14 protein-coding genes and 1 tRNA gene are annotated in these 12,621 nt (G+C 61.8%); 3 read left to right on the top strand and 12 right to left on the bottom strand.

Going from position 1 to position 12,621, the window contains the following annotated elements; genetic code table 11:
- From BW975_RS14925 to BW975_RS14915, 3 genes are all read right to left on the bottom strand, one after another.
- Positions 1 to 555 (bottom strand): GNAT family N-acetyltransferase, encoded by a 555-nt coding sequence (locus BW975_RS14925; protein WP_076535104.1) that lies wholly within the window; start codon positions 553 to 555, stop codon positions 1 to 3.
- A 220-nt stretch (positions 556 to 775) separates the two neighbouring features.
- Complete coding sequence (gene rpmA, locus BW975_RS14920) at positions 776 to 1,045, bottom strand: 50S ribosomal protein L27 (protein ID WP_076535103.1); 270 nt, start codon at positions 1,043 to 1,045, stop codon at positions 776 to 778.
- 11 nt (positions 1,046 to 1,056) lie between these two features.
- Positions 1,057 to 1,764: a 50S ribosomal protein L21 gene (locus BW975_RS14915; protein ID WP_076535102.1), complete on the bottom strand. Its 708-nt coding sequence runs from the start codon at positions 1,762 to 1,764 to the stop codon at positions 1,057 to 1,059.
- Between the two features lie 324 nt (positions 1,765 to 2,088).
- Between BW975_RS14915 and BW975_RS14910 the strand changes: the two genes are divergently transcribed.
- The 3 genes from BW975_RS14910 to BW975_RS14900 all read left to right on the top strand — a co-directional run bounded on the left by BW975_RS14910 (position 2,089) and on the right by BW975_RS14900 (position 5,516).
- A tRNA-Ser gene (locus BW975_RS14910) sits at positions 2,089 to 2,178 on the top strand.
- A 248-nt stretch (positions 2,179 to 2,426) separates the two neighbouring features.
- A complete protein-coding gene (locus tag BW975_RS14905; RefSeq protein WP_076535101.1) occupies positions 2,427 to 4,001 on the top strand; it encodes a Re/Si-specific NAD(P)(+) transhydrogenase subunit alpha in 1,575 nt (524 codons plus the stop codon).
- Between the two features lie 15 nt (positions 4,002 to 4,016).
- A complete protein-coding gene (locus tag BW975_RS14900) occupies positions 4,017 to 5,516 on the top strand; it encodes an NAD(P)(+) transhydrogenase (Re/Si-specific) subunit beta (protein ID WP_076535100.1) in 1,500 nt (499 codons plus the stop codon).
- A gap of 165 nt (positions 5,517 to 5,681) precedes the next feature.
- Here the strand turns inward: BW975_RS14900 and BW975_RS14895 are convergent, their stop codons facing one another.
- The 9 genes from BW975_RS14895 to puhA form a co-directional block, all read right to left on the bottom strand.
- Positions 5,682 to 6,476 (bottom strand): pyrroline-5-carboxylate reductase family protein, encoded by a 795-nt coding sequence (locus BW975_RS14895; RefSeq protein WP_076535099.1) that lies wholly within the window; start codon positions 6,474 to 6,476, stop codon positions 5,682 to 5,684.
- 179 nt (positions 6,477 to 6,655) lie between these two features.
- On the bottom strand, positions 6,656 to 7,099 hold the full coding sequence (locus tag BW975_RS14890; protein WP_076535098.1) for a c-type cytochrome: 444 nt from the start codon (positions 7,097 to 7,099) through the stop codon (positions 6,656 to 6,658).
- A 131-nt stretch (positions 7,100 to 7,230) separates the two neighbouring features.
- Entirely contained in the window at positions 7,231 to 8,445 is a 1,215-nt protein-coding gene (gene hemA, locus BW975_RS14885; protein WP_076535097.1) for a 5-aminolevulinate synthase, read from the bottom strand.
- The gene (gene puhE, locus BW975_RS14880; protein ID WP_076535096.1) at positions 8,435 to 9,244 is read right to left on the bottom strand and encodes a putative photosynthetic complex assembly protein PuhE; all 810 of its coding nucleotides are present in this window, start codon (positions 9,242 to 9,244) and stop codon (positions 8,435 to 8,437) included. Before puhE ends, hemA begins: the two co-directional genes overlap by 11 nt.
- Positions 9,244 to 10,374 carry a magnesium-protoporphyrin IX monomethyl ester (oxidative) cyclase gene (gene acsF / locus BW975_RS14875; RefSeq protein WP_076535095.1) on the bottom strand — a complete coding sequence of 377 codons (1,131 nt, stop codon included), beginning with the start codon at positions 10,372 to 10,374 and terminating at the stop codon, positions 9,244 to 9,246. Before acsF ends, puhE begins: the two co-directional genes overlap by 1 nt.
- Positions 10,371 to 10,667 (bottom strand): hypothetical protein, encoded by a 297-nt coding sequence (locus BW975_RS14870; protein WP_076535094.1) that lies wholly within the window; start codon positions 10,665 to 10,667, stop codon positions 10,371 to 10,373. The genes acsF and BW975_RS14870 overlap by 4 nt, the downstream gene beginning before the upstream one ends.
- Positions 10,668 to 10,695: 28 nt before the next feature.
- Positions 10,696 to 11,178: a photosynthetic complex assembly protein PuhC gene (puhC, locus tag BW975_RS14865; protein WP_076535093.1), complete on the bottom strand. Its 483-nt coding sequence runs from the start codon at positions 11,176 to 11,178 to the stop codon at positions 10,696 to 10,698.
- A gap of 6 nt (positions 11,179 to 11,184) precedes the next feature.
- A complete protein-coding gene (puhB, locus tag BW975_RS14860; RefSeq protein WP_076535092.1) occupies positions 11,185 to 11,814 on the bottom strand; it encodes a photosynthetic complex putative assembly protein PuhB in 630 nt (209 codons plus the stop codon).
- 24 nt (positions 11,815 to 11,838) lie between these two features.
- Positions 11,839 to 12,612: a photosynthetic reaction center subunit H gene (puhA, locus tag BW975_RS14855; RefSeq protein WP_076535091.1), complete on the bottom strand. Its 774-nt coding sequence runs from the start codon at positions 12,610 to 12,612 to the stop codon at positions 11,839 to 11,841.
- Positions 12,613 to 12,621 lie beyond the last annotated feature (9 nt).

Here is a 12,621-nt window from a genome sequence, read left to right as displayed (position 1 = left end):
TCAATCCAGTTTCCGGCTATAGGTCCAGGTGGGAACGGTACCGCCCCGCGCGAGGCAATAGGATTCGGCATCCCCTAGATAGGTAAAGCCGCAATTCGTCAAAACCCGCGCCGACGCCGGATTGCCCTGCTGCACCGTGGCGAAAATAGTGCGGCACGCCAGCGGGTTGGCCGCAATCAATGCGCCAACGGCAGAGGACGCGACGCCCGCGTTCCAAAACACCGGCGCCACCCAATAGCCGATCTCGCATTGTCCGATATCAAGCTCGGTCAGGCTGATCACGCCCATTACCTCGCCCATGCCGGCGCGGGTGCCATCGATGGTCCATGCCTTTTCGATGCTGCCGGGCGCCATGACGCGGGCGATGAACGCCTCGGTCGTGCCGGGCGGCAGCGGATGGGGAATCGAAGACGTCGCCTGCGCCACGCGCAGATCGCCGGTATAAAGCGCGATCAGCCCCGTATCCGAAGGACGCACGGGCCGCAGGTCATAGGCCCCTGCGGGGATCGCACCCTCGAGACCATGGGGCGCAAGGTCGGGCCGTTCAAAGATCATGTGCAGAGCCCCTTTCCAGAAGCGGTCGTGAAATGCATATAGGCGTGCGGCAGGAGGCCTTGAAGGCTTTGCCGTGATAGCGCACGGATCCTAAGAAAAGTTGCACTGAAATAAGGCCATTGCGCGGCATCTGGCTGATGAGCGGCGCGCCAAGAAAGACAAAAAAGGACCGGCGCTGGGCGCCGATCCCTTCTGTGCTTACCCGAATGGGAAGATCGGCTTATTCAGCGGCGTCCTGCAGGGGCGTCACGGAAATGAACTTGCGACCTTTCAGACCGGTGTGAAACTTCACATGGCCCTCGACCGTGGCAAAGATCGTGTGGTCCTTGCCAAGACCAACGCCCGTGCCCGGCCACATCTTGGTGCCGCGCTGGCGCATGATGATGTTACCGGGGATGACAGCTTCGCCACCATACTTTTTGACGCCAAGACGGCGACCCGCGCTGTCGCGACCGTTACGGGATGAACCGCCTGCTTTTTTATGTGCCATTTGGTCTCTCCTTAACCTTTGGTCAGTTCTTTGGCCTGCTCGACCCAGCCTTCACGCTCGATCCGGCCCTTGAACGACAGTTTCTCGTCCATCTCGGCAACATCCGCCTCGGACCATGCCGCGATCTGCGCAAAGCTGGTCACGCCTGCCTCATGCAGCTTTTTCTCCAGCGCGGGACCGACGCCCGACAGCTGCTTGAGATCATCTGCGCCGGCATCCGCCTTGGCGGCCTTCTTCGGCGCGGCTTTGGTCTCGGCCGACTTCTCATCCGCCTGACCCTTGGTCACGCGCTTGCTCATCTCGGCCTGCTGCGTCTTGTTCTTGGCATACTGGCCATCGGACACGACTGCCGCACCAGACACCGAGCCTGCACCGATTGCGGCCTTGACGCCCGATTTGTCGGCGCCCTTGTCCATGATGTCGGTCACACGCAACAGCGTCAGCTGCTGGCGGTGGCCCTTGGTCCGCTGCGAGCCGTGCTTGCGGCGGCGCTTGACGAAGTGGATGACCTTGTCACCCTTGACCTGGTCAATGACCTCGGCCTGCACGCAGGCACCGTCGATCAAAGGCGCACCGACGACGGGGCTGTCGCCACCCAGCATCAGAATCTCGTTGAATTGAACCTTTTCGCCGGCGGCAGCCGCCAGCTTTTCGACACGCAGCAAATCGCCGGACTGGACCCGGTATTGCTTGCCCCCGGTTTTGAGAACCGCAAACATCTGTCTTTCCTTCACTTTTCCGCGTCCGCCGGTCCCCTTACTCGGGTGTTCGCGGCCTGATGACCACCTTGGACAGCGCGCCTCTTCGGCGTCATAGAATATCGCCCCATGCAAGGCTCGCCCCTGCCGGGATGGGGGCTTATCGGGCGATGACGCGTCCAAGTCAAGCAGGTTTTGCCGTCTTTTCTCTATAAGGATCGAGGCCGCGAATGTCAGTGCGCACCCAGGCTTCGCACTGTGCGGGCCGCGATTTTATGTGAAAATCGACAAACCCCCTTGCAGGCCTTCATAATCCATTCTAGGACGCGGCCACCAGACCCCCGCGGAGAGGTGCCGGAGTGGTCGAACGGGGCGGTCTCGAAAACCGTTGAGGGTGCAAGCCTTCCCAGGGTTCGAATCCCTGTCTCTCCGCCATTTTCCAGGCAAAGACGCATCATTTGGCAAGAGTATGGTGGCCGCCATGGCGCCTATCTCGCCAAGCGTGTCGTCCTATCTTACACAACGCGCGGCGGCATCGTCGTATGCGCGGTGAAGCCGTTGCTAAGACGCGCAACAAATGCATAGTAATACGTCAAAGCATTGAAACTTTCGCAAGCAGCCTGCGCGCAGGCCTTGCGACGTGCGCCCTGCTGCGGCGCCGACAAGAAGGATGGTGAAGACACGTGAAGATCGGTGCCCCAAAAGAAGTATTCGACGGCGAAGCCCGTGTCGCCATGACCCCCGAAAGCGCGATCCAACTGCAAAAGCTGGGCTATGAGTGCCTGATCGAGACCGGAGCGGGCAAGCTCGCCGGGTTTTCCGATGCCGCCTACAAGGAGGCCGGCGTCGAGGTGGTCAAGACCGCCGCGGCGCTTTGGAAGGGCGCGGACATCATCGCCAAGGTGCGCCCGCCCAGCCCGGCCGAGGTCAAGCGGCTGACCAAGGATCACACGCTGATCTCGTTCTTCAATCCCGCAACCAATGACAAGGGCATGGAGGCCGCGCGCGCCTCAGGGGCCAGCGTCATCGCGATGGAGATGGTGCCGCGCATCAGCCGCGCGCAAAAGATGGATGCGCTGTCGTCCATGGCCAACATCGCGGGCTACCGCGCCGTGATCGAAGCCAGCAGCAATTTCGGACGCTTCTTTACCGGACAGATCACCGCAGCGGGCAAGGTGCCCCCTGCCCGTGTTCTTGTCATCGGCGCCGGCGTCGCGGGCCTTGCCGCGATCGGCACTTCCACCTCACTGGGTGCGGTCACCCTGGCCTTCGATGTGCGCCCCGAAGTGGCCGAGCAGGTCGAGAGCATGGGCGCCGAATTCGTCTATCTCGATTTCGAGGAGGACCAGCAGGACGGCGCCAAAACGGGCGGCTATGCCTCGGTCTCCAGCCCCGAATTCCGCGAGGCGCAGCTGGCCAAGTTCCGCGAACTGGCGCCCGATATCGACATCGTCATCACCACCGCCCTCATCCCCGGCCGCGACGCGCCCGAGCTTTGGACCGAGGATATGGTCAAGTCGATGAAGCGCGGCTCGGTCATCGTGGACCTTGCGGCCGAAAAGGGCGGTAACTGCAAGCTGACGGTGATGGACGAGAAAATCGTCACCGAGAACGGCGTCACCATCGTCGGCTATACCGATTATCCCAGCCGCATGGCCGCGCAATCCTCCAGCCTTTACGCCACCAACATCCGGCACATGATGGCGGACCTGACCCCCGAGAAAGACGGCACGCCCATTCACAACATGGACGACGACGTCATTCGCGGCGCCACCGTGGTGCATGCGGGCGAGATCACATATCCACCGCCGCCCCCCAAGGTGAACGCCATCGCGGCCAAGCCAAAGAAGCCCGCGGCGCCCGAGCTGACACCCGAGCAAAAGCGCGCGCAGGAAGTGGCTGCGTTCAAGGCCCAGACCAAGAACCAAGTCATCCTTCTGGGCGTCGGCGCGCTGTTGATGCTGGGCGTTGGCATGGTCGCGCCGGTCAGCTTCCTGCAGCATTTCATCGTGTTCGTTCTGGCCGTCTTCATCGGCTTCCAGGTGATCTGGGGCGTCGCGCATAGCCTGCATACCCCACTGATGGCGATCACCAACGCCATTTCGTCGATCATCATCCTGGGCGCGCTCATGCAGATCGGATCTGGCTCGTGGCTGGTGATCATCCTGTCCGCACTGGCGGTATTCATGGCCGGAATCAACATCTTCGGCGGCTTCCTTGTCACGCGGCGCATGCTTGCCATGTTCCAAAAATCCTAAGAAAGGGCGCCCCGAATGGAATACGGATTCACCATCGCCGCCTACGTCGTCGCGGCCGTCCTTTTCATCCTCAGCCTTGGCGGCTTGTCCGGCCAGGAAAGCGCCAAGCGCGCGGTCTGGTACGGCATCGCGGGCATGGCGCTGGCCGTTCTTGCCACGCTTGTCGGGCCGGGCTCGGGCCTTTGGCTGCTGTCGCTGATCCTCATCGCGCTTGGCGGTGTGATCGGCTGGCAACTGGCCACACGGGTGCAGATGACGCAGATGCCCGAGCTGGTGGCCGCCATGCACAGCCTTGTCGGCCTTGCCGCCATCATCGTGGGCCTCAACGCCCATATCGAGCTGGTACGCGTTGCGGGCATTTTTGCGGATGCCGGTCTCAGCTTTCCGAACCTTGCAGCGGACGCCACCGCGGCGACCATCGCCGACCGTGCGGCACTGATCGACGGCTTCAACGGCTTCGCCGCCCTCGTCGCCAAGAAGAGCGCCGTCGAGATCAATATCCTGCGGGTCGAGCTCTTCCTCGGCATCTTTATCGGTGCGATCACCTTCACCGGTTCGGTCATCGCCTACGGCAAGCTGGCGGGGCGCGTTGATACGGCCGCGAAAAAGCTGCCGGGCGGTCATGCCCTCAATGCCGCCGCCGCGGGCCTGTCGCTGATCTGCCTCTTCTGGTATTTCTCCACCGGCGGCTTTTTCCCGCTCTTCCTGATGACGCTGGCCGCGCTTTTCATCGGTTATCACCTGATCATGGGGATCGGCGGCGCGGACATGCCTGTCGTCGTGTCGATGCTCAACTCCTATTCGGGCTGGGCGGCGGCGGCGATCGGCTTCAGCCTTGGCAATGACCTTTTGATCGTGGTCGGCGCGCTGGTCGGCTCGTCGGGTGCGATCCTCAGTTACATCATGTGCAAGGCGATGAACCGTTCCTTCGTGTCGGTCATCCTCGGCGGCTTTGGCGGCGCTTCCGGCCCCGCGATGGAGGTCGAGGGCGAGCAGGTGGCCATCGACGAGGGCGGCGTGGCAACGGCCCTCAACGAGGCGTCCAGCGTCATCATCGTGCCGGGCTACGGCATGGCCGTGGCGCAGGCGCAGGGCGCGGTGTCGGATCTGGTGACCAAGCTGCGCGCCAAGGGCAAGAACGTGCGCTTTGCCATTCACCCCGTCGCGGGCCGCCTGCCCGGCCATATGAACGTGCTTCTGGCCGAGGCCAAGGTGCCCTACGACATCGTTCTGGAGATGGACGAGATCAACGACGACCTGAAGGATACCGACGTGGTGATCGTCATCGGCTCGAACGATATCGTGAACCCTGCGGCGCAGGATGATCCCAACTCGCCCATCGCCGGCATGCCGGTCTTGCGCGTCTGGGAGGCACGGCAGGTCTTTGTCCTAAAGCGCGGCCAGGGCACCGGATATTCCGGCATCGAAAACCCGCTTTTCTACAAGGAAAACACCCGCATGTTCTATGGCGACGCCAAGGCGTCGATCAGCGGGCTGCTGCCGCAGATCGAGTGAGAATGTGAGCGGCTGAATATGAGGCCCCCGGCGGAAGTCGGGGGCCTTTTGCCATGGAGCGGAGAGCGTGGGGATTGTCAGCAAAGCAGGATGAAGCAAACGTTGGGAAACTATTTGAAGGTTCCTACCACATCCCAAAACACACATTTGAATTGCCGTGTTTTGCTAAATCGTTCTTGCCTTGTCTGCTGCCGCCAGAAGCCCGTCACTGATTGTTTTGGACAAGGTCGATCGCTCCATTGCAGTTAATCCTGCGGCAGTCGTCCCAGCATAGTCAATCATCTGACGTACATGATCGGCAGGGCTGCCGCGATCGGCAGCTAGCATTGTTCCGCCCGCGAGGAAAAGTTGACGAATGGCCCGGTCAGCTACGTCAGCAGCGATACCTTGACTTGTGGCATGGTCCACCATGCATTTGGCAAAATAGGCGACAAAACCGGGTACCGGGCCAGTCATTGCGGTGAAGTGATCGAGCTGCTGCTCGTCGAAAACCTCATCCGTTATCCCGCACGCTCCAAAGATTTTTGGAACGATATCTCGGTCGTCCGGCGTAATCTCGGCGCTTGCTGTCCAAGGTGCGTACGCCAAAAACAAGGAAGCGGCAGGACTGCTCATGGCCCGTACGACACGAACAGCCGCTGTCTTTGATTTCAGTTCATCAATGGTCACACCGGCCATCACTGAGATGATCAACTTATTGGATGCGCAGATGTCGATGTCAGGAAATCGAGCGGGTGGGACACACAAAATAATGACATCGCAGGCGTCCACCAGCGCCTGATTGTCCTTCGTGACGTGAACAATCGAACTTTGTTCGACCGCAGGAGCATTACCACTTCTGTTAGAAATCCAAAAACGCGACTGTGCAAACGCCTCGCTTCCGAGAAGCGCACTCGTAATCGCCGATCCGAGCATTCCGGACCCACCGATGATACCGATGGCGTTGCCAGTGGGTCCCATTGAGTTTCTCTCTTTGCGTTTAAGTCCTATCTTCTGGAAAAACGCGAGTTCATGTCAAATGTTAAAAAAAGTGGTGGCCAAAACCGGCTCCGGGCCGACATGCACCACCACCCAAGGCCTAGATGCAAAAAGGCCCCCGGATCACTCCGAGGGCCTTCCACGTAAAACCTTGGCAGCTCTTACGAACCTGCTTCGGGATCCAGCGAGACTATGTAAGCCCAAACATTGGCCGCATCTTCTTCAGAGCGCAGCTTGTAGGCCATGTTGCCGCGGGCGCGGTTGTCGTCGAGTTTTTCTTTCAGCCAGCCTGTCGGGTCCTGGACGTAGCCAACGAAATTTTCTTCGTTCCACTCAAGGCCTGCCTCTTCCCCTGCAGCCACCAGCGACTTGGAATATCGGAAGTCCTCTACCGAACCGAGTGTCCGGCCGGAGATACCATAAAGGTTGGGACCGACCTTGCCGTTGCGGCCTGCAAGAACTTCGCCGACGCCGTTTTCGACGACGTGGCACGCCTGGCACTGGTTGAAGACCGACTCGCCTGCAGCGGCGTCACCGCTGGGCACGTCCTGCGCATAGGCCGGTGCGGCCAGAAGGGCGGTGGTGATTAGGGCTGATCTGAACATGTATGGTCCTCCGTTCATGTGTCGAGACTGGCAGTATGGCTAGAAGCTAGCGGAAACGGTTACGAGGTAAACCCCGATGATGGCTTGCGGTTCCATATATTCCCGGCGCCCCTCACGAGGCGCCGAGGGTGTCAGGCAACTGCGCGGGAAATCGCGCATTGCTTCCACAGCATGATAAGCGCGCTCATCAGATAATCGATATCCGCGTCGGTGTGCAGTGGCGACGGGGTAAAGCGCAAACGCTCGGTCCCCTTGGGCACCGTGGGGTAGTTGATCGGCTGCACATAGATGCCCCAATCCCGCATCAGCGTATCGGCCAGCATCTTGGTCTTGACCGGATCCTTGATCAGCACCGGAATGATGTGACTGTCATTGGCCATATGCGGAATGCCCGCCGCGTCGAGCCGCGCACGCAGATTGGCGACCTGCCGCCGCTGCTGCATCCGCTCCCAGCTGGATTGCTTGAGATGCGCGATCGAACAGCGCGCTGCGGTGGCCACGGCGGGCGGCAGAGCGGTGGTAAAGATAAAGCCGCTGGCGAAGGAGCGGATGAAATCACATAGGGGCGCCGAGCCGGTGATGTACCCGCCGACCACGCCGAATGCCTTGCCCAGCGTGCCCTCGATCAGGGTGATGCGGTCCGCCAGCCCTTCGCGCTCGGAGATGCCGCCGCCGCGCGGGCCGTAAAGGCCAACGGCGTGCACCTCATCGAGATAGGTCATCGCGCCGTATTTCTCGGCCAGCTCGACGATCTCGCGCATGGGGCAGATATCGCCATCCATGGAATAGACAGATTCGAAGGCGATGATCTTGGGCACATCAGCGGGCAGCACCTGCAGCTTGGCCTCCAAATCGGCGACGTCGTTGTGCTTCCACAGGATCTTGGTCGCGCGGCTGTGCCGGATGCCTTCGATCATGCTGGCATGGTTGCCCGCATCCGACAGGATCACACAATCCTTCAGCCGACTGCCAAGGGTCGAGAGCGCGGCCCAGTTCGACACATAGCCCGAGGTAAAGAGCAGCGCCGCCTCCTTGCCGTGCAGATCGGCCAGCTCGGCCTCCAAGAGGAGATGATCGTGGTTCGTGCCCGAGATGTTGCGCGTCCCCCCTGCCCCGGTGCCGGTACGCTGGACCGCCTCGCACATCGCGTCGATCACTTTCGGATTTTGCCCCATGCCCAGATAATCGTTCGAGCACCAGACCGTGACATCCTGCACCCCCTCTGCGCCGTGGCTGGCCGCGCGAGGAAACTTGCCACATTTGCGCTCAAGCTCGGCAAAGACGCGGTAATTGCCCTCGTGCTTAAGTGTGTCGATCTGCGCTTGGAACAGGCTGTCAAAGTCCATGGGTCTTGCTTTCTTTTGAGGTGGATCCCGAGGACGCAGGCAGCATCCAGCGCCACAATTTCGCGTCGGGCAAGGGCACGATCATCAGCCAATGCTCGACAAGGGCGAGGGTCGACAGGGTGACAAGCAGCGTCGCGGCCACAATGGCCCCATCGCTCTCGGCGGCCCAGAGAACACGCAGGAAGCATGTGGTCCCTGCGCTGAGAATGGTGATCGAGACGGGAAACATCAGCGTCACCGGGCGCTGGCGGAAATAACTGGTCAGATGCACCAGCGGGCTGGGCACAAATTCGGTATTGATGCGCGGCACGCCGAAAAAGACGTTCAGCTTGGCCGAGATGCGCGCGATGAAGAGGATCAGATAGGTCCAGAGCGCCACATCCGTCGTCTGCCCATAGCTGAGCACCGCGACAATGACGAGGCCCGCCAGCAGGGCCAGTTCGTGATAGGCCACCGTCCACCAGGCCCGCATGAAGCGCGCGCCGGGCGCCAGGCCCGGCGGGCAGCCGCGCCGCTCGGGGCCGGTGATGACGCCCGACAGGAACGCCAGCTCGATCCAGCCCCAGATCGCCAGCGCGCCCAGAAATCCCGCATAGGCGGGCGCGATACCGCCCCCGCCCGATGTCGTGGAAACAAGCGCGAGGCCCAGCACCAGAAGCGGCAGACCCAGCAGCGTGTTCATCAGATGCGCGCCCGGCCCGCCCCGGTCGGCCCGGCGCACCGCAATCAGGATCGCTCCGGTGGAGAACCACCAGACGAAAAGGGCCGTGAAGGCCGCGATCCAGATTTCCGCAAACATCAGTAGGCCGGCTCGAGCCGGCTGGTTTCCGGCAGCGCGTTCGGGATGGACGGAATGGTATAGAGGGCCGCAAAGGCGAAGGCCGCCTTGGCCATCCCCGCCACGCGCGACGCTGTGCCTGTAACGCCGCCCTTGGCCTTGCCCTTGGCCACTTGCACCGATGCCGCCTGCAGCCGGTCCAGGTTGGGCCGCCAGCGCGGATGGTCGATGTCCAGCGTAAAGGGAAACGCCTGCTTGGAGATTTCCGACGTCTTGCGGAACACCTCCTGGCCATACCAGGTCACGTCCACCCCCAGCGCGTCGTGGAACACCGGGCGCTGATGATCGCGCACCCACATCGTGCCATAGACGGCAGTCAGAAAGAACTTGATCCAGAGCTTGTTGGCAAAGCTTTGCGTCAGCTTGGGATCGGTGCGCAGCAGAAGGGCGAAGGCCTCGCCATGGCTGAACTCGTCATTGCACCATTCGCGGAACCACTTGAAGATCGGATGGAAGCGATATTCGGGATGCGCCTCGAGATGGCGATAGATGGTGATATACCGCGCATAGCCGATCTTTTCGCTCAAATAGGTAGCGTAATAGATGAATTTCGGCCGGAAATAGGTGTATTTTTTCTGCCGTGTCAGAAACCCGAGATTCACCGCAATACCCGCCTCGCGCAGCGCATCGTTGATGAAGCCAGCATGGCGCGCCTCGTCGCGTGCCATCAGCTGAAAGAGGGTCGTGATATCCTCGTTCGAGCCTCGGCGCTTCATTTCCTTATAGAGCACGCAGCCCGAAAACTCGGCCGTGCAGCTTGAGATCAGGAAGTCGATGAACTCACGCTTGAGCTTCGGCTCCATCCCGTCCCAATCGACCTCGTCCCAGTCCTCGTTCTTCTTGAAATGGCCCTTGTTGGGGTCGGCCTTCATGCCGGCGATCATCTTGTCCCATTCCTCGCGGACGGGGCTGACGTCGATGGCGTCCATTTCCTCGAAATCGGTGGTGTAGAAACGCGGCGTCAGCAGCGTGTTCTGCATGGCCACATCGGTTGCCGCCTCGTTATCCGGCGGCGGCAGCGCCTCCTGGCGGGCAATCGCCTCTTCGGCGGTCGCGGCGGTGGAGGAGTGCGGTACGTTTTGCGTATTCATGCCATCACCTCTTCGGAGAAGGAGAACTCGCAGAGCTCCATGAATTCGAAATCGCCCGTCGCGCGCGTCCAAAGCTGCTCCAGCTTGCTGGCGCGGGTGATGGTGGCGGTGCGGTGCTCCTCGACGATCTCGCCATAGGGCGCCATGATCTCGGCGCCGTGGACCAGCACGCTGTCACCTGGGTTGATGACCGCGCCGTTGTCAAAGCGCACATGCGCACTCAGCTCCTCAAAGCGGTGCGAGACGGTGACAGTGCACGGCGCTTGTTCTTTCTCTCTCGTAATCAGTCCCATCAGGTTCCCTCCCTATGATGGTAGTGGTTCAGTCGACCAGCCCGGCGAAGGCGGCGACATTATCAGCACCGTAGCCGATCAGCTCGATCGACCAATCGGTTACGGTGTCGTGGATCGCGATATTCCCGTTATCGCGGCGGATCAGTGTGACGGGCGCCGTGTCGGGCACGCCCTGCACGTAGCGGTGGCGCGCCAGAACGCGCCAGACGACCCCGATGAAGCCCTTCATGTCGTCTGAGGAATGCGCCAGTTGAACGCCGTCCTCACCCAGGACGGTCACGCTGCCCTCGCGGGTGCCGACCATGCGGATGGTGCGCTCGGCGGCGACCGGCGCCTCGATAAGCGCGCCGCTCATCGGCGCGCCCGTTAGCCGCGCATAGGCCACAAGGCTCAGCGACAGGCCCATCAGCGCAATCATCGCAACGACCAGAAAGCGTGGCACCAACTCCTTTTCAGGTGCGCGGCGGCGCCGTGCATCCAGCGTGTGATGGTGAATTTCGGTGGCGGACATCAGGGGTTACTCCGCTGCTATGGCGGCAGGCGCGCCGCGTGTGACCTGGGGCACCGCCGTGCGGATCTCGGCCGCCTCGGCAAAGATCTCGGCGACCTCCGCGGCGTTCGGGATGCAGCGCAGCGCCGGCTGCGTGCGGGCCATGAACCAAGGGCGCACATGCGGCCAGGTCATCACATATGACAGACGCGTGTCGCCCATCAGCTCGAACGCGATGGTCCCGGTGCCGGATTTGCGCGCCTCCAGACTGGCCGTGCCGATCTGAGTGTAAGGCAGGTTGAGCGTCATGGTCAGCGCGGCGCCGATGCGCATCGCGACGCGCTTGTTCGTCAGGGTGTAAACCGTGGCGCGCGATTGCACGAAAGCCAGCCCCATCAGCACGGCGCAGCAAAGCGCGCCGATCACGAGAAACGGTACCGCGTGCCAAACGGCCTGCGCCAACGGCAGCTGCGTTGACGAAACCCCGACCCGCCAGAGCGCCAGCACCGCGAAATAGCCCGCGATCCAAGGCAGCGACAGCGCCTCCATGGCAAGGCGCCGCGCACTGGGGCGGCCCTGCCACAAGATGTGCTCGCCCTCGGGCAACGCCTCGGGAAGGCCCCTGATCGGCTCGAAATTGAAATCATCATGTGACATGGCGGGCCTCCTTTTGACGATGGATCACAGTTGCGCTTCGACGCGCTTTGGATCGGCATAGAGCGTGCCGCCCGCGAACCAGGCCATGATCTTTTCCTCTTCCAGCATGGTGATCTCGCCCGGCTTCTTGGTCTGCGGGATGCCAGCAAACTGTGTGCTGTAGATCGAGCGGACCTTCACCCGGTCGCTCTTGATGCGGCACATGTTGATCGGGATCAGGCGCGTCTCGCCCGAGCCTTCGGGATTGAGGTCGACCACGAGGTAGCGCACCAGCGCCTCGGGCACATCGACCCACATGTCGATGATGCGCCCAACGACCTCGCCATCGCCCGCAACAACCGGCTTGCCGTGCGGGTCGCGCCCGGCGCTGACCTTGAACTCCGGCAGGGATTTCATCGGCTTGATCTTGACGTGGCCGTGGCCATCCAGCTCAGGGATGTCGCGGCGCGGTGCCCAGGATGCGGGGCCGACACCGGCCTCCATCGGGTTGCCGACGGGCAGATAGGGCGAGCCTGCGCTGTCCGAAGACCGCTCAAGCGCCAGGTTTTCGCGGTCGCCGCGCTGGCCCGAAGGCACGCTGACTTCGCCGCGCCCATGGGGCAGCAGAAACGTCTTGTCCTTGGGCAGTGAGAAAAGGCCCTCGCGCGGCTCGCCATGGCCGGTCTCGTCCTCCAGAGGATAGCCTTCGCGCATGTTCTCGGTTTGCAGGTAATAGACCAGCAGGGCGAAAAACAGCCAGAAGCCCCAGATGGCGGCACTGGCAAGGTCGAAATCGCCGAAGAATGTTTGACTGAACATGATGGTGTC

The sequence above is a fragment of the Roseovarius nanhaiticus genome (genome assembly GCF_900156535.1).
GTDB lineage: Bacteria > Pseudomonadota > Alphaproteobacteria > Rhodobacterales > Rhodobacteraceae > Roseovarius > Roseovarius nanhaiticus.
Note: the sequence above shows the minus strand (reverse complement) of the source record. Positions and strands in the feature narration are given on the sequence as shown.

What these genes read in the sequence shown, in the direction of transcription:
- puhE (WP_076535096.1), bottom strand. Translation starts at nt 9,244, where the DNA reads ATGTTTGCGGAAATCTGGATCGCGGCCTTCACGGCCCTTTTCGTCTGG.
- BW975_RS14915 (WP_076535102.1), bottom strand. Translation starts at nt 1,764, where the DNA reads ATGTTTGCGGTTCTCAAAACCGGGGGCAAGCAATACCGGGTCCAGTCC.
- BW975_RS14870 (WP_076535094.1), bottom strand. Translation starts at nt 10,667, where the DNA reads ATGGGACTGATTACGAGAGAGAAAGAACAAGCGCCGTGCACTGTCACC.
- puhA (WP_076535091.1), bottom strand. Translation starts at nt 12,612, where the DNA reads ATGTTCAGTCAAACATTCTTCGGCGATTTCGACCTTGCCAGTGCCGCC.
- BW975_RS14890 (WP_076535098.1), bottom strand. Translation starts at nt 7,099, where the DNA reads ATGTTCAGATCAGCCCTAATCACCACCGCCCTTCTGGCCGCACCGGCC.
- puhC (WP_076535093.1), bottom strand. Translation starts at nt 11,178, where the DNA reads ATGTCCGCCACCGAAATTCACCATCACACGCTGGATGCACGGCGCCGC.
- rpmA (WP_076535103.1), bottom strand. Translation starts at nt 1,045, where the DNA reads ATGGCACATAAAAAAGCAGGCGGTTCATCCCGTAACGGTCGCGACAGC.
- BW975_RS14900 (WP_076535100.1), top strand. Translation starts at nt 4,017, where the DNA reads ATGGAATACGGATTCACCATCGCCGCCTACGTCGTCGCGGCCGTCCTT.
- BW975_RS14925 (WP_076535104.1), bottom strand. Translation starts at nt 555, where the DNA reads ATGATCTTTGAACGGCCCGACCTTGCGCCCCATGGTCTCGAGGGTGCG.
- puhB (WP_076535092.1), bottom strand. Translation starts at nt 11,814, where the DNA reads ATGTCACATGATGATTTCAATTTCGAGCCGATCAGGGGCCTTCCCGAG.
- acsF (WP_076535095.1), bottom strand. Translation starts at nt 10,374, where the DNA reads ATGAATACGCAAAACGTACCGCACTCCTCCACCGCCGCGACCGCCGAA.
- hemA (WP_076535097.1), bottom strand. Translation starts at nt 8,445, where the DNA reads ATGGACTTTGACAGCCTGTTCCAAGCGCAGATCGACACACTTAAGCAC.
- BW975_RS14895 (WP_076535099.1), bottom strand. Translation starts at nt 6,476, where the DNA reads ATGGGACCCACTGGCAACGCCATCGGTATCATCGGTGGGTCCGGAATG.